The organism is Edwardsiella piscicida (assembly GCF_021733145.1).
Taxonomy (GTDB): domain Bacteria; phylum Pseudomonadota; class Gammaproteobacteria; order Enterobacterales; family Enterobacteriaceae; genus Edwardsiella; species Edwardsiella piscicida.
The window spans coordinates 2,166,330-2,188,775 of the sequence record NZ_CP090968.1 but is presented as its reverse complement, the minus strand read 5'-3'; the positions used below and the strand labels follow the sequence as shown (position 1 = coordinate 2,188,775).

Here is a 22,446-nt window from a genome sequence, read left to right as displayed (position 1 = left end):
GGGGTGCGGAGTGTAAGGCGTCTGTTGCGCTTATGCTGCCCAAGGTCAAAAAATCAGCTCTGGCGCACAAAAAACAGGCGAACAATCTCTGCTTTATTTGATTTGAATCAATTTTGGTATGACCAAATTACCCTTTGTGGTATCGTGGCCACCGTGAACGAACGACAGTAACCTTCGTCAGCCAAGCCGCCACTCTGGGTCATGCGGAAGTCATCTTTGGTTAACGAATGGTTTGCATTTTTTACCAAGGGAGAAAGCTTTGAGCGCAGCAAAGAAAAAAATCGTGATTGTTGGCGGTGGTGCCGGCGGACTCGAACTGGCAACCAGCCTGGGGCATTCGCTGGGGCGCAAGGGTAAGGCGGAGATCGTGCTTATCGATCGCAACCACAGCCACCTGTGGAAGCCGCTGCTGCATGAAGTGGCGACGGGATCGCTGGATGACGGCGTCGATGCGCTGAGCTATCTGGCCCATGCGCGTAACCACCACTTCACCTTTCAGCTGGGCAGCATGACGGCGCTCGATCGTCAGTCCCGCCGGGTCACGCTGGCGGAGATCCGCGATGAGCAGGATACGCTGCTGGTTGCCGAGCGTCAGCTGGACTATGACATTCTGGTGATGGCCCTGGGCAGCACCTCAAACGATTTCGGCACGCCGGGCGTGAGTCAGAACTGCATCTTCCTGGACAGCCCGCAGCAGGCGCACCGCTTCCATAACGAAATGCTTAATCTGTTCCTGAAGTACTCTGCGGCGGGAAAAACGGACGAGCAGGTGAATATTGCCATCGTCGGCGGCGGGGCGACCGGCGTCGAACTGTCCGCCGAGCTGCACAACGCGGTGAAACAGCTGCAGAGCTACGGCTATGAGAATCTGAGCAGCGCCGCGCTAAACGTGACGCTGGTGGAGGCGGGCGAACGCATTCTGCCGGCGCTGCCGCCGCGTATCTCCGCCGCGGCCCACCAAGAGCTGACCAATCTTGGGGTGCGTGTCTTGACCAACACCATGGTGACTCGCGCCGAGGCCAACGGCCTGCAGACCAAAGCGGGCGAGTTTATCCCGGCCGATCTGATGGTGTGGGCGGCCGGGATCAAGGCGCCGGACTTCCTGCGCGATATCGGCGGCCTGGAGACCAACCGAATCAATCAGCTGGTGGTGAAGCCGACGCTGCAGACTACCCTGGATAGCCATATCTTCGCCATCGGCGACTGCGCGGCCTGCGCACAGCCGGACGGGCGCAATGTGCCGCCGCGCGGCCAGGCGGCCCACCAGATGGCGACGCTGTGCGCCGCCAATATCCTGGCGCTGCTGAAGGCGGCGCCGCTGAAGGATTATCTCTATCACGATCGCGGGTCGCTGGTCTCCCTGTCGGAGTTCAGCACCGTGGGCAGCCTGATGGGGAATCTGACGCGGGGCTCGATGATGATCGAAGGGCGTATCGCGCGCATCATGTATGTCTCGCTGTACCGCATGCACCAGATTGCGCTGCACGGATATATGAAGACCGGTCTGATGATGCTGGTCGATAGCATCAACCGGGTGATCCGCCCGCACCTGAAGCTGCACTGATCGCATCGCGAGACGACGGACGCCGCCGCGGCGCCCGTCGCTTTCCCTCCCTTGACCCTGCCCAGCGCGGCGCGCACACTGGATAGCTCATTAATATCGCAGTGGTTGTCCATAATGCCTCGTCTATCCGCCGTCCGCTTTTCCCTGACGCCGCAGGAGCTGATCCTGATCTTCATCACCATGCTGTGGGGCGGCACCTTTCTGATCGTGCACCGCGCCATGACGGTGAGCGGCCCGTTTTTCTTTGTCGGCCTGCGCTTTGCCGCCGCCACGCTGGTGCTGGGGGCGATCTCCTGGCGTCATCTGCGCGGTTTTACCCGCCGGGAGCTGCTGTGGGGGCTTTGCATCGGGGCGGCGATCGCCGCCGGCTATGGCCTGCAAACCTATGGGCTACAGACCATCAGCAGTAGCAAGTCCGCCTTTATGACCGCGCTGTATGTGCCGCTGGTGCCGCTGCTGCAGTGGCTGTTTCTGGGGCGTCGCCCGCGTCTGATGGCGTGGCTGGGCATCGGGCTGGCGTTTGTCGGGCTACTGCTGCTGGCCGGGCCGCAGGATGGCACGCTGACGCTGGGGACCGGAGAGACGGCGACGCTATTCAGCACCTTGGCCATTGCGGCGGAGATCATCCTGATCAGCGGCTGCGCCGGACGGGTGGACGTGCGGCGGGTCACGGTGATCCAGCTGGCGACGGCCTCGCTGCTCGGCTTTGCGCTGATGGCGCCAAACGGCGAATCGGTGCCGCCCTATTCAGGCTACCTGCTGCTCAGCGCGCTGGGACTGGGTCTGGCCAGCGGGATCATTCAGGTGACCATGAACTGGGCGCAGCGCAGCGTTTCGCCGACCCGCGCCACGGTGATCTACGCCGGCGAGCCGGTGTGGGCCGGGGTGGTGGGGCGTATCGCCGGTGAGCGTCTGCCGGGGGTGGCGCTGCTGGGCGCGGCGCTGATCGTGGTGGGGGTGCTGATCAGCGAGCTGAAGCCGCGCCGCCGCGGCCGCCACCGCCCGACGTCAGAATTATCCTGAATCTGCACCATGCCGCGGCCGCGCGGTGATTTTCTCCCTTATTCCGATTGTTGCCCGGGCGTAGGCTGCGCACACTGGCGGCGATTATTGCGAAATCACCGGTCGCGCCCGTGCCCACTTCTGCGCACGGCGGACCGCTAAGGGAGAAGATCGGGATGAATAAATCCATGCTGGGCGGTATCGGTATTGGGGTGGCGGCGGCGCTGAGCGTGGCCGCCGTGGCCGGGCTGAAGGTGTTTGATGCGCCGCCGCAGTATGCACAGGTGCTGTCGGCGGTGCCGATCCATGACACCATCAAGACGCCGCGCAGGGTGTGCCGCGACGTGGCGGTGACCCACCGCCGGGCGGTGCAGGACGAAAACCGGCTGGCGGGCTCGCTGCTGGGGGCCGTGGCCGGCGGGGTGCTGGGTCACCAGGTCGGCAACGGTCGAGGACGCGATGTGGCGACCGTGCTGGGCGCGCTGGGCGGCGGCTATGCCGGTCATCAGATCCAGGGGACGATGCAGCAGAATGACACCTACACCACCCGTGAGCAGCGCTGCACCACGGAGTATGATAAATCCCGTCGTCTGCTGGGCTACGATGTGACCTACCGCATCGGCGATCGGCGCGGTCGGGTGCGCATGGAGAGCGATCCCGGCCAGCAGATCCCGCTGGACGGCAATGGCCAGCTGATCATCGGGTAGGGCGATCGCCGGGCCTGAGGCGAAGAGACGCGGCGCGGCCAGAGGCCGACGCCGCTCTTCTGAGCGGGTGCGCCGCCGCTAGATGCGATGTTCGGCGAAGTCGGCCAGCAGACGCTCGACGAAGGCGAGGCGCGCCTGACGCTCGCTGAGATCGCAGATGAACTTCAGCTTACTGGGGCCATCCAGTCGGAAGACGCCCGGCTGCTGCTGCAGCAGGCCGATCAGATACAGCGGATCGACGTGGTTCTTTTCGCTGAACTCGATGAATCCCCCCTTATCGTGCCCCTCAATCCGGCGGATCCCCAGCGCCGCGGCCTGCTGGCGCAGTGCGGCGCACTGCAGCAGGTTACGCGCCGCATCGGGCAGCGCCCCGAAGCGATCGATCAGCTCCGCGCGCAGGTCGGCGAGGGTATCCCCATCGCTGGCGCTGGCGATACGCTTGTAGAAAGAGAGACGGGTGCCGACGTCGGGGATCATCTCCTCCGGCAGCAGGGTAGGCATACGCAGCTCCACCTCGGTCTGCTGGCTGGTGAGATCCTCCAGGGAGGGTTCGCGCCCCTCTTTCAGCGCCGTGACCGCGCTTTCCAGCAGCTCCATATACAGCGAGAAGCCTACGCTGGCCATCTGACCGCTCTGATCGTCCCCCAGCAGCTCGCCGGCGCCGCGGATCTCCAGATCGTGCGTCGCCAGGGCAAAGCCGGCGCCGAGATCCTCCAGCGAGGCAATCGCCTCCAGCCGCTTCTGCGCATCGACGGTCATCGCCTTGGGCGGCGGGGTGAGCAGGTAGGCATAGGCCTGATGATACGAGCGCCCGACGCGCCCGCGCAGCTGGTGCAGCTGCGCCAGGCCAAAGTGGTCCGCTCGCTCAATGATGATGGTGTTGGCGCTGGGAATATCGATACCGGTTTCGATTATGGTGGTGCAGACCAATACGTTAAAGCGCTGGTGGTGAAAATCATTCATCACCCGCTCCAGCTCGCGCTCGCGCATCTGCCCGTGGCCGATGGCGATGCGCGCCTCCGGCACCAGGGTCGCCAGGCGATCGGCGGCTTTCTGGATGGTGTCGACGTCGTTGTACAGGTAGTACACCTGACCGCCGCGCAGGGTTTCACGCAGAATGGCCTCGCGCACCACCAGGCTGTCATATTCGCGGACAAAGGTCTTTACCGCCATGCGCCGCGCCGGCGGGGTGGCGATGATGGAGAGATCGCGCATGCCGCTCATGGCCATGTTCAGGGTGCGCGGGATCGGCGTCGCCGTGAGCGTCAGAATATCCACATCGGCGCGCATCGCCTTGATGCGCTCCTTCTGGCGTACGCCGAAGCGGTGCTCTTCGTCGACGATCAGCAGCCCCAGATCGCTCCACTGTACGTCGTTCTGCAGCAGCTTGTGGGTGCCGATCAGAATATCGACCTTGCCGTCGGCGGTGTCCGCCAGCACCTGCGCCTGCTCTTTGGCGCTGCGGAAACGGGAGATCAGCTCAATGCGCACCGGCCAGTTGGCGAAGCGGTCGCGGAAGTTATCGTAGTGCTGCTGGGCCAGCAGGGTGGTCGGCACCAGCACCGCCACCTGCTTGCCGCTGTGCACCGCCAGGAAGGCGGCGCGCATGGCCACTTCGGTTTTCCCGAAGCCGACGTCGCCGCACACCAGGCGATCCATGGCCAGCGGCTGGCACATGTCGCTGAGCACCGCGTTGATGGCGATCTCCTGATCCGCGGTGGTTTCAAACGGGAAACCTTGACAGAACAGCTGGTAGGCCTCGCGGTCGTGACGGAAGGCAAACCCCGCCTTGGCGGCGCGCATCGCATAGATATCCAGCAGCTCGGCCGCCACGTCGCGCACTTTTTCCGCGGCCTTTTGCCGGGCGCGGGTCCAGGCATCGCCGCCCAGGCGGTGCAGCGGCGCGCTGTCATCGGCACCGCCGGCGTAGCGGCTGAGCAGGTGCAGCGAGGAGACCGGAACGTACAGCTTGGCGTCGCCGGCGTAGCTGAGGATCAGGTATTCGCCCTTGATCCCGCCCGCCTCCAGGGTGGTCATCCCGCCGTAGCGGCCCACGCCGTGCTCCAGGTGTACGACCGGTTGACCGGGCGTCAGCTCCGCCAGGTTGCGGATCAGCGTATCGGTGTTGATGGTGCGGCGGCTATCCTGGCGACGGCGGCTAACGCGCTCGCCGAGCAGATCGCTTTCGCAGATCAGCGCCAGCGCCAGCGGTACGTTGATAAAACCGTGCTCGCTGGCGCCGACCATGATGTAGCGACCGCCGGGCTCGGCCTCCTCAAGCCGGGCGATCAGCCGCGGCGCCACCTGAATGCGCGCCAGCAGCTCCAGCAGGGTTTCGCGGCGGCCTTCGCTTTCTGCGCTGAACACCACGCTGCCGCTAAACTCCGCCAGGAAGCGCTGCAGATTAGCCAGGGGCTTCTTGCTCTGCGCCTCTACCGCCAGGGTCGGCAGCGGCTGGTAGTGCAGGTTGGTGTGACCGGCGTGGTCGTCGAGCGCGTCGCGGGTCAGCTGAATACGCGGCCACTGCTTGAGGGCGGCGAACAGTTCATCCACGCGCATCCACAGGCTTTCCGGCGGCAGCAGCGGACGCATCGGGTCGATGCCGCGGCTGGCCCGGCGCTGTTCAATGTCCTGCCAGAAGCGTTCGGCGGCCTGGTGCAGATCGCCCAGCCCCAGCAGCAGCGTACCCGCCGGCAGGTAGCTGAACAGCGTCGGCAGCGGCTGGTTAAAGAACAGCGGCTGCCAGTATTCGATCCCGGCGGGCCAGATCCTTTTACTGACCTGCTGGTAGATGTGCTCGGCGTCACGGCGCACCTCAAAGTGTTCGCGCCACTGGCTGCGGAACAGTTCGATGGCCGTCTGATCGGTGGGAAACTCGTGGGCCGGCAGCAGATCGATGCGCTCGACCTCGTTCAGGGTGCGCTGACTGTCGACGTCGAACAGGCGCAGGCTGTCGATCTCATCGTCGAAAAAGTCGATGCGATAGGGTTCGTCGCTGCCCATCGGGAACAGGTCGAGCAGGGCGCCGCGGGTCGCGAACTCCCCGTGCTCCATCACCTGATCCACGCTGCGGTAGCCCGCCTGCTCCAGCTGGGTGCGCAGGACATCGCGCGACAGGCGCTGCCCCTTTTTCATCACCAGCGCGTGTCCGTGCAGGAAGCTGTGCGGGCAGACGCGCTGCATCAGCGTATTGATCGGCAGTATGATGATCCCGCGCTCCATCCCCGGCAGATGGTAGAGGCAGGAGAGGCGGGCGGAGATGATATCCTGGTGCGGCGAGAAGCTATCGTAGGGCAGCGTCTCCCAGTCGGCCAGGGTCGTGACCCACTGGCGGCTGAACTGGGGAATTTCGTCGCGCAGGCGCAGGGCGGTCTGCATGTCGGGCACCACCAGCATCACGGGGCCGGCGTGCCGCTCAGCGATTTCGGCGCACTCCAGCGCGCAGGCGGAGCCGCTCAGCTGGCCCAGTTGGCGGACGTCGCCCGCGCGCGCGGGCAGCGGGTAACGTTCTGGCAGGGTAAGACGGTATTGTTCAGACATAGGGCGTTTGAGGATCTCGTGTACGTCGTCTCCCGGTGCGGGGAACTCAACGGATGTCAGCGTAGATAATATCACTATAAACCCGCAGGGAGACAAGCGTGGGTTTCACGCGTGCGCTGCGTGCGTCTCTGCGCGGCGGGCGCGGAGATGACCATTGTGATAACCTGTTCACAGACATATACTTGCCAATCACTTTGCGCATTGCAAGAAAGAGAGCCATGCATCAACCTGTCGCCCTATTTATTGGCCTGCGCTATATGCGTGGGCGCGCCTCGGACCGCTTCGGGCGGTTTGTGTCCTGGCTATCCACCATCGGTATTACGCTGGGGGTGATGGCGCTGGTCACCGTACTGTCGGTGATGAACGGCTTTGAGCGCGATCTGGAGCAGAGCATTTTAAACCTGATGCCGCAGGCGGTGGTGACCACCCCGCAGGGGCAGCTGGACCCCGCCCGCTATCCGGCGTCGCTGCTGCAGGGGCTGCCCGGCGTACACCGGGTGGCACCGCTGACCACCGGCGATGTGGTGCTGCAGAGTCCGCACAGCGTGGGTGTCGGCGTGATGATCGGCGTCAATCCCACCGAGGCTGATCCCCTGGATCGCTATCTGAACGGCGTTAGCCAAAGCGCGCTGCAGCCGGGCCAGTACCGCGCTATCCTCGGTAGCCAGCTGGCCGCCGAGCTCGGTGTCAAGGCCGGCGATCGGGTGCGCCTGATGGTGCCGAGCGCCAGCCAGTTTACCCCGATGGGGCGGATTCCCAGCCAGCGCATCTTTACCGTGATCGGCACCTTTAACGCCGACAGCGAGGTGGATCAGACGCAGCTGCTGGTGAACCAGCAGGATGCCTCGCGGCTGATGCGCTACCCGCTGGGTCACATCAGCGGCTGGCGTCTGTTTATGGATCGTCCGCTGGATATCGAGGCGCTGGTGGCGCACGCGCTGCCCGACGGACTGGTATGGCAGGACTGGCGCGCCCGCAAGGGTGAGCTGTTCCAGGCGGTGAAGATGGAGAAAAACATGATGGGGCTGCTGCTCAGCCTGATCATCGCCGTGGCCGCCTTCAATATCATTACGTCGCTGGGGCTGCTGGTGATGGAGAAGCAGGGCGAGGTGGCCATTCTGCAGACCCAGGGGCTGACCCGACGTCAGATCATGAGCGTCTTTATGGTGCAGGGCGCCAGCGCCGGGATCATCGGCTCGCTGCTGGGGGCCCTGCTGGGGGCCCTGTTGGCCAGCCAGCTGAATACGCTGCTGCCGGGGCTGGGCGATATGCTCGGCGGCGGCACGCTGCCGGTCGATATTCACGGTGGTCAGGTGGTGACCATCGCGCTGGTGGCCATGCTGCTCTCCCTGCTGTCAACGATTTATCCTTCATGGCGCGCCGCCGCCGTTCATCCTGCCGAGGCACTACGTTATGAGTAACCCTTCATCCCGGCCCCCCGCACTGCTGCAGTGCAAGGGGCTGAGCAAAAGCTACCAGGAGGGCAAACTGAGCACCGACGTTCTGCGTCAGGTCTCGTTTGATATCCATCCGGGAGAAATGATGGCGATCGTCGGTAGCTCCGGCTCCGGCAAGAGTACCCTGCTGCACCTGCTGGGAGGGCTGGATACCCCGACCAGCGGCGAGGTGATCTTCAAGGGGAATTCGCTGAACGCCATGTCGGCGTCGGCCAAGGCGGCGCTGCGTAACCGTGAGCTGGGATTCATTTATCAGTTTCACCACCTGCTGCCGGACTTTAATGCGCTGGAGAACGTCATGATGCCGCTGCTGATCGGCGGCATGAAGCCTAAGCAGGCGCAGCCGCAGGCGCTGGCGATGCTCAAGGCCGTCGGGCTGGCGCACCGCGCCCACCATCGGCCATCGGAGCTGTCGGGCGGTGAGCGGCAGCGTGTCGCCATTGCGCGGGCGCTGGTGCATAACCCATCGCTGGTGCTGGCCGATGAGCCGACCGGTAATCTGGATATGCGCACCGCCGATACCATCTTCGATCTGCTGGGCGAGCTGAACGTACGTCAGGGGACGGCCTTTTTGGTGGTGACGCACGATCTGGCCCTGGCGAGCCGTCTGCGCCGCCAGCTGGAGATGCGTGACGGTCAGCTGACCCAGGAGCTGACGCTGATGGAGACTCGCTGATGGATCTGGCGCTCGCGTTACACATCGCGCGCCGCTTCAGCCGCGGGCGGCGTCGGGGCGGCATGGTATCGCTGATCTCGGTGATTTCCACGGTCGGTATTGCGCTCGGGGTGGCGGTGCTGATCGTCGGCCTCAGCGCGATGAACGGGTTTGAGCGCGAGCTGGATCAGCGCATCCTGTCGGTGGTACCGCACGGCGAGATCTACCCGGTGGAGCAGCCCTTTAACGACTGGCAGTCGGTGCTGGCGCGCGTCGATCGGGTGAAGGACGTGGTCGGCGCTGCGCCCTACGTCAATTTTACCGGACTGATGGAGCACGGCAGTCAGCTGCGTGCGGTACAGGTGCGCGGGGTCGATCCCGCCCAAGAGAGCCGGGTTAGCTCCCTGCCGCGCTATGTTCTGGATAACGCCTGGGCGGACTTTCGCGCCGGTGGACAGCAGGTGATCCTGGGTAAGGGGGTCGCCGATGCGCTGGGCGTCCGGCGCGGAGACTGGGTGACGGTGATGGTGCCCAACAGCGATCCGCAGATGAAGCTGCTGCAGCCCAAGCGTATTCGACTGCAGGTGGGGGGGATTCTGCAGCTGAGCGGAATGCTGGACCATACCCTGGCGCTGGTTCCCTTGGCCGATGCCCAGCAGTATCAGGATCTGGATGACAGCGTGACCGGGATAGCCATCAGGGTCGCCGATCCGTTCCAGGCCGACAAGGTGGTGCGCGCGGCGGGGGAGGTGACTAACGACTATGTCTACATCCGCAGTTGGAAGGGCACCTACGGCTATATGTTCCGCGATATTCAGATGATCCGCGTCATCATGTATCTGGCCATGGTGCTGGTGATCGGCGTCGCCTGTTTCAATATCGTCTCGACCCTGGTGATGGCGGTGAAGGACAAGAGCGGCGATATCGCCGTGCTGCGTACGCTGGGCGCCCGGGATGGGCTGATCCGCGCCATCTTTATCTGGTATGGACTGCTGTCCGGGCTGGTGGGCAGCCTGTGCGGGGTGGCTATCGGCGTCGCGGCGTCGCTGAAGCTGACGCTGATTGGCCGCCTGATCGAGCGCCTGCTGGGACATCGCTTGCTCTCGGGCGATATCTATCCCATCGACTTCCTGCCCAGTCAGCTGCAGTGGAGCGACGTGTTGGCGGTGCTGCTGACGGCCATCGTGCTGAGTCTGCTGGCCAGCTGGTATCCGGCGCGGCGCGCCAGCCGCATCGACCCTGCGCGGGTGCTGAGCGGCGGTCAGTGACGGGGGGGCCGATGTACTACGGTTTCGATCTCGGCGGCAGTAAGCTGGCGCTGGGGGTGTATGATGAGCGCCTGAGCCAGGTCGGCTACCGGCGCGTGGCGACGCCGCGCGAGGATTACGCCGCGCTGCTGACGGCGCTGGAGTCGCTGATCCACGAGGCCGATCGCCGCTACGGCACATGCGGCTGCGTCGGGATCGGTATCCCCGGCCTGCAGCGCCCGGACGGCACCCTGTTTTGCGCCAATGTGCCGGCGGCGATGGGTCGTCCGCTGGCCCAGGATCTGGCGGCGCGCGTTGGCCGCGAGGTGCGGGTAGAGAACGATGCCAACTGTTTTACCCTGTCCGAGGCGTGGGACAGCGCGGCGCAGGCCTACCCCAGCGTGCTGGGGATCATTCTGGGCAACGGCGTCGCCGGCGAGTTTGGCCATTTGCGCCTGCCGCTGGATGCGCTCGATTTGCTGGGCGCGGATACGCCGCGTCTGGCCTGCGGCTGCGGTCAGCGCGGTTGTATGGAGAACTACATCTCGGGGCGCGGATTTGCCTGGCTGTACCATCATCTCTATGGCGAGGCGCTGACGGCGCCGCAGATCGTGGCCCGCTATCGGGAAGGCGATGCGCGGGCGCAGGCCCACGTCGCGCGCTTCGCCGATCTGCTGGCCATCTGTCTGGCCAATCTGTTCACCGTCCTCGATCCCCATCTGGTCGTGATCGGCGGCGGGCTGTCTAACTTTAGCGAGCTGTTTGCCCTGCTGGAAACGCGGATTGCGCGTTACCTGCTGCGCGTCGCCCGGGTGCCGCCGATCATTGCGGCCCGCTATGGGGACGACGGTGGCACGCGCGGCGCCGCTTTTTTACATCTGAGCGACACCCGCTGCATGGCCCGCACGGCGGCCTGCGCGGATAAGGAGTCATCATAATGAAAACGCGTCATCGTATTTGTCGCATCAGGAAAAACAAACGGCTACGCCACCAGCGTCTGCGCTCTCTGGTCTATTATCAGGATATCGTCTGGGGGCACGCCGCGGAGGCCGATAGGGGGGAGACCATGAAGTTACCTTTCATCGTGGTACTGACGGGGGCCGGCGTATCGGCGGAGTCCGGGATCCGGACCTTCCGCGCGGCGGATGGCCTGTGGGAAGAGCACCGGGTGGAGGACGTGGCCACGCCGGAGGGCTATCAGCGCGATCCCGCGCTGGTGCAGGCGTTCTATAACGATCGCCGCCGCCAGCTGCAGCAACCGGCGATCCAGCCCAACGCGGCGCACCTGGCGCTGGCGCGTCTGGAGCAGGCGCTGGGCGACCGTTTTTTGCTGGTCACCCAGAATATCGATAACCTGCACGAGCGCGCCGGGAGCCAGCGGGTGATCCACATGCACGGCGAGCTGCTCAAGGTGCGCTGCACCCAGTCCGGTCAGGTGTTCCGCTGGGGCGGCGATCTGAGCGTGGACGACCGCTGCCACTGCTGCCAGATCCCGGCGCCGCTGCGCCCGCACGTCGTGTGGTTCGGTGAGATGCCGATCGGGATGGATGAGATCTACCAGGCGCTGCAGCAGGCCGATGAGTTTATCGCCATCGGCACTTCGGGCCATGTCTATCCCGCCGCAGGGTTTGTCCATGAGGCGCGTCTGTGCGGCGCCCATACGGTGGAGCTGAATCTGGAGCCGAGCCAGGTGGAGAGCGAGTTCGATGAGCGACACTACGGGCCGGCCAGTCAGGTGGTGCCGCAGTATCTGCAGCAGTTGCTGATCCGCTGCGGCTTTCCCTCCAACGGGCAGTAATGCCCGCGCCCGCCGCGGTGCGGTGGCGTCAGGGGCGGCCGACGGCCGCCCCGTTTACGGCGCGACTTGTGCGCGCGTTCAGTCCTGGAAGAACCAGTAGCCGCTGTTGATAAGCCCGGTCAGGGCGGTCAGGAAGGCGGGATCGTCCAGCGCACAGCCCAGCGCGGCGGCGTTCAGGCAGGTATGACGCGCCAGCGTATCGAGCGCGACGGCGTTCTCGCAGTCGAGGGGCTCCCCGTTGATATAGCAGCGCTCCGCGATACGCAGCACCCGAATTCCCCCCAGACGCTCCAGCACCTCACCGGCCTGCAGCAGCTCATACACCTCGCCAGCCTGGTAGGGCGGCTCCGGCGGCGCGATGTCCAGTTCGTGGCGAGACTGGCTGATGAACTCGCCGAACCAGCGCTGGAAGCTGTCGCCGTCGTTGAGCTGGGCCACCATCATGGCGCGCAGGGCCTCCAGCTCCTGCGGCAGGATCTCCGCCGGATTGTCGCGCAGCGCCAGCTGCGGATCGGCATAGTGGTTGCCGCCGAGATCGTGGGCCAGCATGTGATCGGCAAAGCCGCTGATCAGCTCGCGGGCATTGGGCGCCCGGAACCCCACCGAGTAGTTCAGGGCGTTCTCCAGCGCATAGCCCTCATGGGGGAAGTGGGGCGGGATATACAGGATATCGCCCGGGGACAGCTCGACGTCGATGATGGCGTCAAAGGGATCGACCTGCAGCAGATCCGGGTGCGGGCAGTGCTGGCGGCGCTGTCCTTTCTCGCCGACGCGCCAGCGTCGCCGCCCGCTGCCCTGGATGATAAAGACATCATACTGGTCGATATGGGGGCCGACGCCGCCGCCGGGGACCGAAAAGGAGATCATCAGATCGTCGAGGCGCCAGTCCGGCAGGCGCCGAAACGGCCGCATCAGCGCCGCCGCCGGCGTGTGCCAGTGGTCGACGGCCTGCACCAGCAGCGACCAGTTGGTCTCGCCCAGGTGATCGTAGCTGGTAAACGGGCCGTGGGACACCTGCCACTGCGCGTCGTCGCGGCAGACCAGGCGGCTATCCACCTCTTGCTCCATCGCCAGTCCGGCCAGCTCATCCGGTGAGAGCGGATCGATGAAGTTCTTGAAACCGTGCCGGATAACCAGCGGGCGTTTTTGCCAATAGTTTTGCAGAAAGTCCTGCCAGTCGAGATCGAGCTGATAATCCATGGTGAGTGTCCTGTGATGGTGGTGGGCACAGCGGTCGCAGGTGCTCCGCCGCGCGAGGACATCGGGGTCACAGCGCGCGGCGGAGTACAGCCTAGTATAACGGATGACGCGGGGCGATCCGCCGGGCTAAGGGGAATATTGTGCGGCCGGTGGCCGATTTAATCACAATCCGGCTGCTGCTGGCCAAAGCGTACGCAGATGCGTGCGCCGCCCAGCGGGCTGTCACCGACGGTGATGCTGCCGTCGTACTGATTGACCAGCTCGTCCACCAGGGCCAACCCCAGCCCCTGGCCGGGGCGCAGAGTGTCGGCGCGCTGACCGCGGGCGAACACCAGCTCGCGTTTGTCGCGCGGAATGCCGGGGCCGTCGTCGTCGACCCACAGCATCAGGCCGTCGCCGTGCAGGCAGGCGCTGACCTCCACAAACTCCAGGCAGTATTTGCAGGCGTTATCCAGCAGGTTCCCCATCACCTCCATCAGATCGTTTTTTTCACCGATAAAGGTAAGCTCCGGCGGGATATCCAGCGAGATGTCGACCCCCTTGCGCTGGTAAACCTTGTTCAACGCCGAGGTCAGGGCGTCGAGGATCGCCGATACCGAGTGTACCTCGCGGTTGAGCACGCTGTGCTCCGAATGGGCGCTGGCGCGGTGCAGGTAGTAGCCGATCTGCTGGGAGATACGGCTGATCTGCTCCAGCATGATCGGCTCGGCCTGTTCGACGCTCAGCGTTTTGCCGTTGCGCAGGGAGCGCAGGGTGCTTTGCAGCACCGCCAGCGGGGTCTTCAGACTGTGGGTCAGATCGGCGAGGGTGGTGCGGTAGCGGGTATAGCGCTGGCGCTCGTTGCTCAGCAGAATATTAAGGTTGCGCACCAGCCCGCGCAGCTCATGGGGCGGATTTTCGCTGAGGCTATCGCGCTGCCCCTTCTCCAGCTCGCGCACCTGGGTGGCCAGGGCCTTGATCGGCTGCAGGCTCCAGTAGGCGGCGAGCCACAGCAGGGGGATCACCAGCAGCACGTTGGCGATCAGCACATAGCTGAACCAGCCCCAGACCATGTCGGAGTTTTGCAGCTCTTGGGGGATGGTATCGACCACCACGATGGTCAGCGCCGGCAGGTGCGCGGTGGCGGTATATTGGCTGACGGCGACGGAGTGGGTCATGGCGTCGGCGCTGTCGTCATCGTAGTCCTTCAGCTGATCCTGCATCTGCGGGTTGTCGCCGAGCACCGTGCTACTGAAATGCTTGTTGCTGTCGATCTCATAGAAGCCCGGCTTCTCCAGCCAGCTGCGCGCAATGCGCTTTTCCAGCGCTGGCACCTGGCGCTGAGACCAGAGCAGGCGCCCTTCGCGGTCGTAAATCATCACCAGCGTCGGGGTATTCAGCGCCATGTTGGGCGGCGGGGTGATGGTCAGGCGCCCATCTTGCCAGTGGGCCAGGCTAAAAAACAGATTACTCTCGCCGCGCAGCAGGCGATAGGTGGTCTTGTCAAAGCTGACGGCGTAGCCCACCACCGCCACCAGGCCATAGGCCAGCGAGAGCAGAAACACCATCGCGGCGGTGGCCAGCATAAAGCGGGTGCGCAGCGAGAAGGGGCGGGCTTTCCATGCCCGCCAGCGCTGTAGCATCATGCCGGCACGTCGAAGCGGTAGCCCTGACCGCGCACGGTGGTGATGACGTCGCCCGGGTACTCATTCTGCAGCTTTTTGCGCAGGCGTCCCATCAGTACGTCGATGGTATGGCTTTCGCGCAGCTCGGCGTCGGGATAGAGCTGCAGCATCAGGGCATCTTTGCTGACCACTTTGCCGCTGTTGCGGATCAGGGTCTCTATGATGGTGTACTCGAAAGCGGTGAGCTTGATCAGCGTTTCGTTGACCCGCAGCTCGCGGCGAGAGAGATCCGCCTGGAAAGGGGGCATGCTGATGATCTGTGAGGCCAGGCCGCTGTTGCGGCGCATCAGCGCCTGCATGCGCGCCAGCACCTCTTCTAAATGGAAGGGTTTGGTGACATAGTCATCGGCGCCCGCCTCCAGCACCGCCACCTTTTCCTGCCAGCTCTCCCGGGCGGTGAGCACCAGAATGGGCAGGGTGATCTGCTCGCTGCGCCAGCGGCGGATCATGCTCATGCCGTCTTCTCCCGGCAGGCCGAGGTCGACGATCGCGATATCAGGGCTCTGTTCGCGGACAAAAAAGTCCGCCTCTTTGGCGTTTTCCGCGGCATCGACCTGGTGGCCCAGCTCGCGCATTTGTACCGACAGGTGATGGCGCAGCAGATTGTTGTCTTCGACGACTAAGATACGCATGTATAGGTTCTTTCACTCCCGAATCGGGTTACCGGCCGTTCGCCGGATCCACTGTTTCACCCTAGCGGAAAGTCTGTGTAGCGTCCATGCATAATGATGCCGAGAACGACTCTCCCTAGGCCGCGGTGGGGCGCCGTAGCGGAGCCTCCGTCGGCTAACCATAAACACCGTAGCGTCAACGGTAGGTAAACTGACGGAGAGGCTGGGGTGATCGTGGGCACTTGTATGACGGAATAATGTGATCGAGGGCGAAGGTCGACGGGGGCGCTGTCGTAGACTGTCTCTTGTGGTATTATTAAGGTACTATGTGGCACCGCGGCAGCGTCGTCGTCGGACAGAGAGAGAGAGGAAGGTATGACATTATCCACCGCACAGGCAACCGCACAAACCACGGGCGAAGCCGAGATCGAGCAGCGCATTCTCGGCGCGCTGTACGGGCAGATGCTGGGCGATGCGCTGGGGATGCCGTCGGAGCTGTGGCCGCGTGAGCGCGTGCGCCGTCACTTTGGCTGGATAGACCGCTTTCTGGACGGGCCGCAGGAGAACTGCGCCGCCTGCTATTTTAGCGCCGGGCAGTATACCGATGATACCGCGATGGCGCTAGCGCTGGCCGATGCGCTGCTGGAGGCGGAGGGCGAGGTCGTCCCTGAGCTGATCGCGCGCAATATCATGGCCTGGGCGCAGGGGTTTGACGCCTTTGAGCGCAATATTCTTGGCCCCAGCTCTCGCCGCGCGCTGAGTGCGCAGCAGGAGGGGGTGGCCATCGCCGATCTGGAGAACAACGGGGTGACCAACGGCGCCGCCATGCGGGTCTCCCCGCTGGGCTGTCTGCTGCCGTCGGCGCCGCTGCCGGCGTTTGTCGAGCAGGTATGGCTGGCCTCCAGCCCCACCCACAAGTCGGATATCGCGGTCGCCGGCGCCGCGGTGATCGCCTGGGCGGTCTCCCGCGCCATCGAGGGGGCCGACTGGGCGACCATCCGCCTGGCGCTGCCGGGCGTTGCCGACTATGCCCAGCGCTATCGCCCGTCGACCTTCAGCCCCTCGCTGGCGGCGCGGATCGAGCTGGCGCTGTCGCTGACGGCGGCGGCGACGGGCTATGAGCAGGGCAGCGAGCGGGTGTATCAGCTGATCGGCGCCGGGGTTGACACCGTTGAGTCGGTGCCGGCGGCGATCGCCATGGTCGATCTGGCCGGCGGGTGCCCCAATCGCTGCGCCGAGCTATGTGCCAACCTGGGCGGCGATACCGATACCATCGGGGCGATGGCGACGGCGATCTGCGGGGCGCTCTCCGGGGTTCAGGGGATCCGTGCTGACTGGCTGACGACGCTGCGCCAGGTGAATCCGCGCGATATGGGTCACTACGGCGCCGAGCTGCTGCGTCTGCGTCAGCGGCGCTGCGCGGGCTGATCCGCGCCGTCGCCGCCAAGGCCGGGCCGTCGCGACGACGGGCCGCGCCGCTTACTCTTCCGCCGTATATTCGTACATGTCCCCGCGACAGTAGTTAATGCTGTACTCTAGGGGACGCTGGGCGCGATCGCTAAGCACCTGACGGATCACCAGCATGGCGGTCGGTGCGCCGATCCCCAGCTTCTGCTGCAGCGAGGGGTCGGCCAGACAGGCGCCGATTTGGCTGGAGAGGCGGCCGAACTGGATCTGACGCGCGCGCAGGTAGTCATACAGCGACTCGCCGATCGCCTGACAGTCATCGATAGCCTCGCGAATCACGTAGGAGATGGCGACGGAGAGCGCCTGGCCGTCCACGGTGCGAATGCGCTCCAGACGGTAGACCGGGGTATCGATCGCGATGTCCAGCTTGTCGGCGATGGTCGCCGAGGCGGGCACCAGCTCACGCGATAGCCAGCGGGTGCCGGGCTGGCGCCCCTGCATAGCGACCTCGCCGGAGAAGCCCTTGATGTTGGCCAGCGAGTAGGCCAGCGAGGACATTGGCACCTGCTTGATCTGGGTACCAAAGCCGCGTCCGCGACCAATAATGTCATCCTGCTCAAGGCAGGCCAGCGCCTTGCGTACCGTAATGCGTGAAATTTTCAGGGCATCGGTAAAGGCGCGCTCGCTGGGCAGAAAGTCGCCCGGCTGCAGCATGCCCTGGGCGATGGCCTGGCGGATGGATTCGTTAAAGCGCAGATAGATCGGCATTGAGCCGCTTTGCGCGAGATCGTCACGCAGCTTTTGTAACAGTGGGGTCGGGTCGGCACTCATAGCGTTCAGGGTCCGGAGATGGTCTCAATGATAAGCAATATTGTAGGATATCAGTGTAGTCGCTGACGGGGCGCGGCAGAAGTAAAAAGTCGGCGCAGTGTGACCGCGGGCGCGTGGAGGAGTACGGCGACGCCACCCGCGTAGACGGGTGGCGTAATTTCAAGCAGTTCAGCGTGTTACTTTAATTTATCGACCAGCGCGGCGGCCGCACCGGTATACGCGGCCGGGGTCATGGCCTTCAGGCGCGCCTTCTCCTCTTCCGGCAGCGCCAGACCGTCGATAAAGCGCTGCATCCCGGCGGCGTCGACCCGTTTGCCGCGGGTCAGCTCCTTGAGCTTCTCATAGGGCTTTTCGATACCGTAGCGGCGCATCACCGTCTGCACCGGCTCGGCCAGTAGCTCCCAGTTGTGATCCAGTTCGTCCAGCAGATGATCCTGGTTGACCTCCAGCTTGCTCAGCCCCTTGAGGGTCGAGGCGTAGGCGATCAGGGCGTAGCCGAGGCCGACCCCCAGGTTGCGCAGGACGGTGGAGTCGGTCAGATCGCGCTGCCAGCGCGATACCGGCAGCTTGGACGCCAGGTGTCCCAGCAGGGCGTTGGAGAGGCCCAGATTGCCTTCGGAGTTTTCGAAGTCGATCGGATTGACCTTGTGCGGCATGGTCGAGGAGCCGATTTCGCCAGCGATAGTTCTCTGCTTGAAGTGGTTGAGCGCGATATAGCCCCATACGTCGCGGTCAAAGTCGAGCAGAATGGTGTTAAAGCGGGCGACGCAGTCAAACAGCTCGGCGATATAGTCGTGCGGCTCGATCTGGGTGGTGTAGGGGTTCCACTGGATCCCCAGCGAGGTGACAAAGCTTTCGCTGAAGGCGTGCCAGTCGATCTGCGGGTAGGCGGCCAGATGGGCGTTATAGTTGCCGACGGCGCCGTTGATTTTGCCCAGGATCTCAACCTGCGTCAGCTGACGGAACTGACGCTCCAGGCGGTAGGCGACGTTGGCGAACTCTTTGCCGACGGTCGAGGGAGTGGCCGGCTGACCATGGGTGCGCGCCATCAGCGGAATATCGCGGTAGCGCTGCGCCAGATCGCGCAGGGTATCGATCAGCTGGCGCCAGACCGGCTTAAGCACCTCTTCACGCGCGCTGTTCAGCATCAGGGCATGGGAGAGGTTGTTGATATCCTCGGAGGTGCAGGCGAAGTGGATAAACTCGGAGACCGCGTGCAGCGCGGGCTGGTCAGCCACTTTTTCTTTCAGGAAGTACTCGACCGCCTTCACGTCGTGATTGGTGGTACGCTCGATGGTTTTGATGCGGCGGGCATCCTCTTCGCTGAATTGGTCGACGATCCGGTCAAGGAAAGCGTTTGCGTCCGCGTCAAAAGCGGGAACTTCGCCGATTTCTGCGCAGGCGGCCAGTTTTTGCAGCCAACGCACTTCTACCTGGACGCGAAACTTCAGCAGGCCGAACTCACTAAAGATCGGCCGCAGGGCACTGACTTTGTCGCCGTAGCGGCCGTCGATCGGGGATACGGCGGTCAGGGAGGATAATTCCATCGGTAGCAACTCCTGGGATTGGGAAAGGTTAACTGTGGGTCAATAAATTCTGCGCCATCTGGAACAGGCGGTTACGAGAGAACATCAGCTGCAGTCGGCTGCCGCCGACCTGTTGCCACAGGATCCCGGCGCGGATCCCCGCCAGCAGCGCGGCGCGCACCCGCGCCTGCACCAGGGCATTTTGCAGCACGGCGGGAGAGCCGGTGACCTGAATACGCGGCCCCAGCGGGCTGATCACATCCACATAGATGGCGGCCAGCGCGCTGACGATGGTGTCGGACTCCAGATCGAAGTGCGCCAGCTGGCGATCGAGCTCGCCGATACGCTCTGAGAGGGTGCGCAGGGCCTGCGGGTTGCCGAACAGCTTACGCTCCAGCAGCATCAGGCTAAGGCAGTAGCGGGTCAGCTCTGCGCCCGGTCCCTGGCGGTTGGCGTTCAGTACGTTGAGCAGGGTCTCCAGACCCGGCTTCAGCACGCGCTCATGGTCGCCGAAGACGGCCAGGGTATTCGGCGGATCGGTTTGAAGAATACTGTTCAGCGAGGTACGCAGCGAGGCATTGTCGCATTGCCCTTCATGGGCCAGCTGCTGAACCAGACGCGCTGACTGACAGATGCCGGCCAGCGCTAGAGTGATGTCATAGTAATTCTTCGCCACGTGGACTCCTGTTTGCGGGCAGCGAAACACCGGCGCCGCGGCGTCGGTGTCAGATTCTGACGCACGATCATGCCATAAACGCGGCGTTAAACCTAGCGGCACGGGCGATTGGCGCGGGTAACTGGCGCACATCTGCGCAAACGATGGCGCCCGCGCGGTGCGTCAGGCGCACTCAACGCGGTTTTTACCGCGGCGCTTGGCGCGGTACAGGGCGCCGTCGGCCCGCGCGATGGCCTGCTGCAGGCTGTCGCGACCGTCGAAATAGCTAAGGCCGAAGGAGGCGGTCACCCGGATTTGCTGGTTATGGCAAAGGTAGATGGGAGTACTGCAGATGGCCTGGCGAATTTGCTCGCAGCGCGCGTTGGCCCGCTCGAGCGTCTTCCCGGGAAACAGGATGACAAACTCCTCTCCGCCGAAGCGGGCCATGTAGTCCCGGGGCTGCAGGGTCTGCGAGGCGATGGCGGCGACGGCGGTCAAGACCCGGTCGCCGCACAGATGGCCGTAGCGATCGTTGATCTGCTTAAAGTTATCGATATCGATCATGGCGATGCAGCAGGCGCTGCGGCTGTGCTCCAGGCGCAGGATCTGCTGCTGGAGCCCCTGGCGATTATTGGTCTGGGTCAGCTGGTCGCGCAGGGCCGACTCGCTCAGGGTGAAATAGGCGCTGATGCTGCGCTGCTTGAGGGCCAGGGTCTGGTAGCAGACCAGCAGGCAGAAGTAGGAGATGGTCTGATGCAGCAGTACGTCCAGCAGATAGATGCGCTGGGTCACATAGGGGATCACGATCAGCAGGCGGAACAGCGTTACCAGCGAAATGCACAGGATAAAGGTGCGCAGGGTATTGCGCCGCCACACGCGCGCCAGCAGCACCGGCGCCAGCATCATCCCGATAAACAGGTTGTCGAGGACAAAGCCACCGGTGGTGACGAAGTTGAGCAGCCAGGCCGTCAGGCCAGCGCACCAGCCGCCGAAGAAGGTCACCAGCAGCATCGGAACAATTTCAAAGGTGTAGTGGATCTGCGCGGTAAAGTACATCTTGCTGCCGGTCAGATACCAGGAGAGCAGGCCGGCGACGATCCCCCACAGAATACGGCCAGATAGCGGCGATGCGGGCCCCAGGGCCCCCTGTTTACTCAGCGCGAAATAGCTCACGGAGAGCGTGGCGTAGGTAACGCAGGCGTTGATGTACAGAACGTCGAGGGATTGCAGCGGGCTCATCAGGACTACGGGCGCAAAATTAAGATTTTTCTTAGTCTAGCACAGGGAGGCGGGCAGCCGAAAAGCGCGGGCGGAATCGTTGCCGGGGGAATGTAAAGCCAGCCAGACACTGGGAAAGACCCGCGCACCGAGGGGGCGCGCGGGAAGCGCTGGCGCGATCAGTCGACCAGGCGGGTTTCGATGATCCCGCCGCCCAGGCAGACCTCATCCTGGTAGAACACCGCAGACTGCCCCGGCGTGACGGCGGCGACGGGCTGGTCAAAGCGCACCGCGATGCGGTCGTCGGAGAGCGGGGTGACCAGGCAGGGAATGTCGGCCTGACGGTAGCGGGTTTTCACCGTGCAGCGCAGCGGCGCGCCGAGGGGACGGCGATCGACCCAGTGCAGCTGCTGGGCGATCAGGCCGTTGGAGAACAGGCGCGGGTGGTCATGGCCCTGGGCGACCACCAGAACATTGTTGTCCAGATCTTTGTCCACCACGTACCACGGCTCTTCGCTGCCCTCTTTAGTGCCGCCGATGCCGAGCCCTTTGCGCTGTCCCAGGGTGTGGTACATCAGCCCCTGATGCTCGCCGATCGTCTCACCGTCCACGGTGACGATCTTACCCGGCTGCGCCGGCAGATAGCGGCCCAGAAACTCGCGGAACTTCCGTTCGCCGATAAAGCAGATGCCGGTAGAGTCCTTTTTCTTGGCGGTGGCCAGATCCAGCTGGGCGGCGATGCGCCGCACCTCGGGCTTCTCCAGCTCGCCTACCGGGAACAGGCTCTGCGCAACCTGCTGGTGGCTGAGGGTGTACAGGAAGTAGCTCTGATCTTTATTGGCATCGACGCCGCGCAGCAGTTGGGTGGTGCCGTTGATGTCGCGGCGGCGCACATAGTGGCCGGTGGCAATGTAGTCAGCGCCCAGATCTTCGGCGGCGAACTCCAGAAACGCCTTAAACTTGATCTCTTTGTTGCACAGAATATCCGGATTGGGCGTGCGCCCGGCGCGGTACTCCTGCAGGAACAGCTCGAAGACATTGTCCCAGTATTCGGCGGCGAAGTTGACGGTATGCAGCTCGATGCCCAGCCTATCGCAGACGGCCTGGGCATCGGCTAAATCGGTCGCCGCTGAACAGTATTCGTCGCTATCGTCCTCTTCCCAGTTCTTCATGAACAGGCCAGCAACCTGATATCCCTGTTGTTGTAATAGGTAGGCGGATACGGAGGAATCGACGCCGCCGGACATTCCGACGATCACTTTTTTCTGGCTGTTATCTGACATGAGACTCTCGCAGTCTGAGTGGAACATAAACGAAGCCGCATTTTATCACGTTGCCTACGTGCGCGCACCGCCTCTCGGGTG

At 63.9% G+C, this 22,446-nt stretch carries 18 protein-coding genes; 9 read left to right on the top strand and 9 right to left on the bottom strand.

Going from position 1 to position 22,446, the window contains the following annotated elements; all coding sequences use genetic code 11:
• Positions 1 to 259 precede the first annotated feature (259 nt).
• The 3 genes from L1P05_RS09920 (at position 260) to L1P05_RS09910 (ending at position 3,273) form a co-directional block, all read left to right on the top strand.
• The gene (locus tag L1P05_RS09920; protein ID WP_012848905.1) at positions 260 to 1,564 is read left to right on the top strand and encodes an NAD(P)/FAD-dependent oxidoreductase; all 1,305 of its coding nucleotides are present in this window, start codon (positions 260 to 262) and stop codon (positions 1,562 to 1,564) included.
• A 114-nt stretch (positions 1,565 to 1,678) separates the two neighbouring features.
• Positions 1,679 to 2,587, top strand: coding sequence for a DMT family transporter (locus L1P05_RS09915; protein WP_012848904.1), 909 nt, complete (start codon positions 1,679 to 1,681; stop codon positions 2,585 to 2,587).
• 155 nt (positions 2,588 to 2,742) lie between these two features.
• The gene (locus tag L1P05_RS09910) at positions 2,743 to 3,273 is read left to right on the top strand and encodes a glycine zipper 2TM domain-containing protein (protein ID WP_012848903.1); all 531 of its coding nucleotides are present in this window, start codon (positions 2,743 to 2,745) and stop codon (positions 3,271 to 3,273) included.
• Between the two features lie 78 nt (positions 3,274 to 3,351).
• Here L1P05_RS09910 and mfd read toward each other — a convergent pair whose 3' ends face one another.
• Positions 3,352 to 6,813 (bottom strand): transcription-repair coupling factor, encoded by a 3,462-nt coding sequence (gene mfd, locus L1P05_RS09905; protein ID WP_034167956.1) that lies wholly within the window; start codon positions 6,811 to 6,813, stop codon positions 3,352 to 3,354.
• A 218-nt stretch (positions 6,814 to 7,031) separates the two neighbouring features.
• Here mfd and lolC point away from each other — a divergent pair, with 218 nt between their 5' ends.
• The 5 genes from lolC to cobB are packed head-to-tail and all read left to right on the top strand — an operon-like array spanning position 7,032 to position 11,970.
• On the top strand, positions 7,032 to 8,234 hold the full coding sequence (gene lolC, locus L1P05_RS09900) for a lipoprotein-releasing ABC transporter permease subunit LolC (RefSeq protein WP_012848901.1): 1,203 nt from the start codon (positions 7,032 to 7,034) through the stop codon (positions 8,232 to 8,234).
• Positions 8,227 to 8,946, top strand: coding sequence for a lipoprotein-releasing ABC transporter ATP-binding protein LolD (gene lolD / locus L1P05_RS09895; RefSeq protein ID WP_012848900.1), 720 nt, complete (start codon positions 8,227 to 8,229; stop codon positions 8,944 to 8,946). Before lolC ends, lolD begins: the two co-directional genes overlap by 8 nt.
• On the top strand, positions 8,946 to 10,193 hold the full coding sequence (gene lolE / locus L1P05_RS09890) for a lipoprotein-releasing ABC transporter permease subunit LolE (RefSeq protein WP_012848899.1): 1,248 nt from the start codon (positions 8,946 to 8,948) through the stop codon (positions 10,191 to 10,193). Before lolD ends, lolE begins: the two co-directional genes overlap by 1 nt.
• A gap of 11 nt (positions 10,194 to 10,204) precedes the next feature.
• Entirely contained in the window at positions 10,205 to 11,110 is a 906-nt protein-coding gene (gene nagK / locus L1P05_RS09885; protein ID WP_012848898.1) for an N-acetylglucosamine kinase, read from the top strand.
• On the top strand, positions 11,110 to 11,970 hold the full coding sequence (gene cobB, locus L1P05_RS09880) for a Sir2 family NAD+-dependent deacetylase (RefSeq protein ID WP_012848897.1): 861 nt from the start codon (positions 11,110 to 11,112) through the stop codon (positions 11,968 to 11,970). Before nagK ends, cobB begins: the two co-directional genes overlap by 1 nt.
• Positions 11,971 to 12,048: 78 nt before the next feature.
• Here cobB and L1P05_RS09875 read toward each other — a convergent pair whose 3' ends face one another.
• From L1P05_RS09875 to phoP, 3 genes are all read right to left on the bottom strand, one after another.
• A complete protein-coding gene (locus tag L1P05_RS09875) occupies positions 12,049 to 13,170 on the bottom strand; it encodes a ribosomal protein uL16 3-hydroxylase (protein ID WP_012848896.1) in 1,122 nt (373 codons plus the stop codon).
• Between the two features lie 158 nt (positions 13,171 to 13,328).
• Positions 13,329 to 14,795: a two-component system sensor histidine kinase PhoQ gene (gene phoQ, locus L1P05_RS09870; protein ID WP_012848895.1), complete on the bottom strand. Its 1,467-nt coding sequence runs from the start codon at positions 14,793 to 14,795 to the stop codon at positions 13,329 to 13,331.
• Positions 14,792 to 15,466: a two-component system response regulator PhoP gene (gene phoP, locus L1P05_RS09865; RefSeq protein ID WP_012848894.1), complete on the bottom strand. Its 675-nt coding sequence runs from the start codon at positions 15,464 to 15,466 to the stop codon at positions 14,792 to 14,794. The genes phoQ and phoP overlap by 4 nt, the downstream gene beginning before the upstream one ends.
• A 354-nt stretch (positions 15,467 to 15,820) precedes the next feature.
• Here phoP and L1P05_RS09860 point away from each other — a divergent pair, with 354 nt between their 5' ends.
• Positions 15,821 to 16,873: an ADP-ribosylglycohydrolase family protein gene (locus L1P05_RS09860; RefSeq protein ID WP_012848893.1), complete on the top strand. Its 1,053-nt coding sequence runs from the start codon at positions 15,821 to 15,823 to the stop codon at positions 16,871 to 16,873.
• Between the two features lie 51 nt (positions 16,874 to 16,924).
• Here the strand turns inward: L1P05_RS09860 and L1P05_RS09855 are convergent, their stop codons facing one another.
• From L1P05_RS09855 to mnmA, 5 genes are all read right to left on the bottom strand, one after another.
• Entirely contained in the window at positions 16,925 to 17,683 is a 759-nt protein-coding gene (locus L1P05_RS09855; protein WP_012848892.1) for a GntR family transcriptional regulator, read from the bottom strand.
• Between the two features lie 176 nt (positions 17,684 to 17,859).
• Positions 17,860 to 19,230: an adenylosuccinate lyase gene (gene purB, locus L1P05_RS09850; protein WP_012848891.1), complete on the bottom strand. Its 1,371-nt coding sequence runs from the start codon at positions 19,228 to 19,230 to the stop codon at positions 17,860 to 17,862.
• 28 nt (positions 19,231 to 19,258) lie between these two features.
• On the bottom strand, positions 19,259 to 19,885 hold the full coding sequence (gene hflD, locus L1P05_RS09845) for a high frequency lysogenization protein HflD (RefSeq protein WP_012848890.1): 627 nt from the start codon (positions 19,883 to 19,885) through the stop codon (positions 19,259 to 19,261).
• Positions 19,886 to 20,047: 162 nt separating this feature from the next.
• Entirely contained in the window at positions 20,048 to 21,103 is a 1,056-nt protein-coding gene (locus tag L1P05_RS09840) for a GGDEF domain-containing protein (RefSeq protein ID WP_012848889.1), read from the bottom strand.
• A 158-nt stretch (positions 21,104 to 21,261) separates the two neighbouring features.
• A complete protein-coding gene (mnmA, locus tag L1P05_RS09835; RefSeq protein ID WP_012848888.1) occupies positions 21,262 to 22,365 on the bottom strand; it encodes a tRNA 2-thiouridine(34) synthase MnmA in 1,104 nt (367 codons plus the stop codon).
• Positions 22,366 to 22,446: the final 81 nt, after the last annotated feature.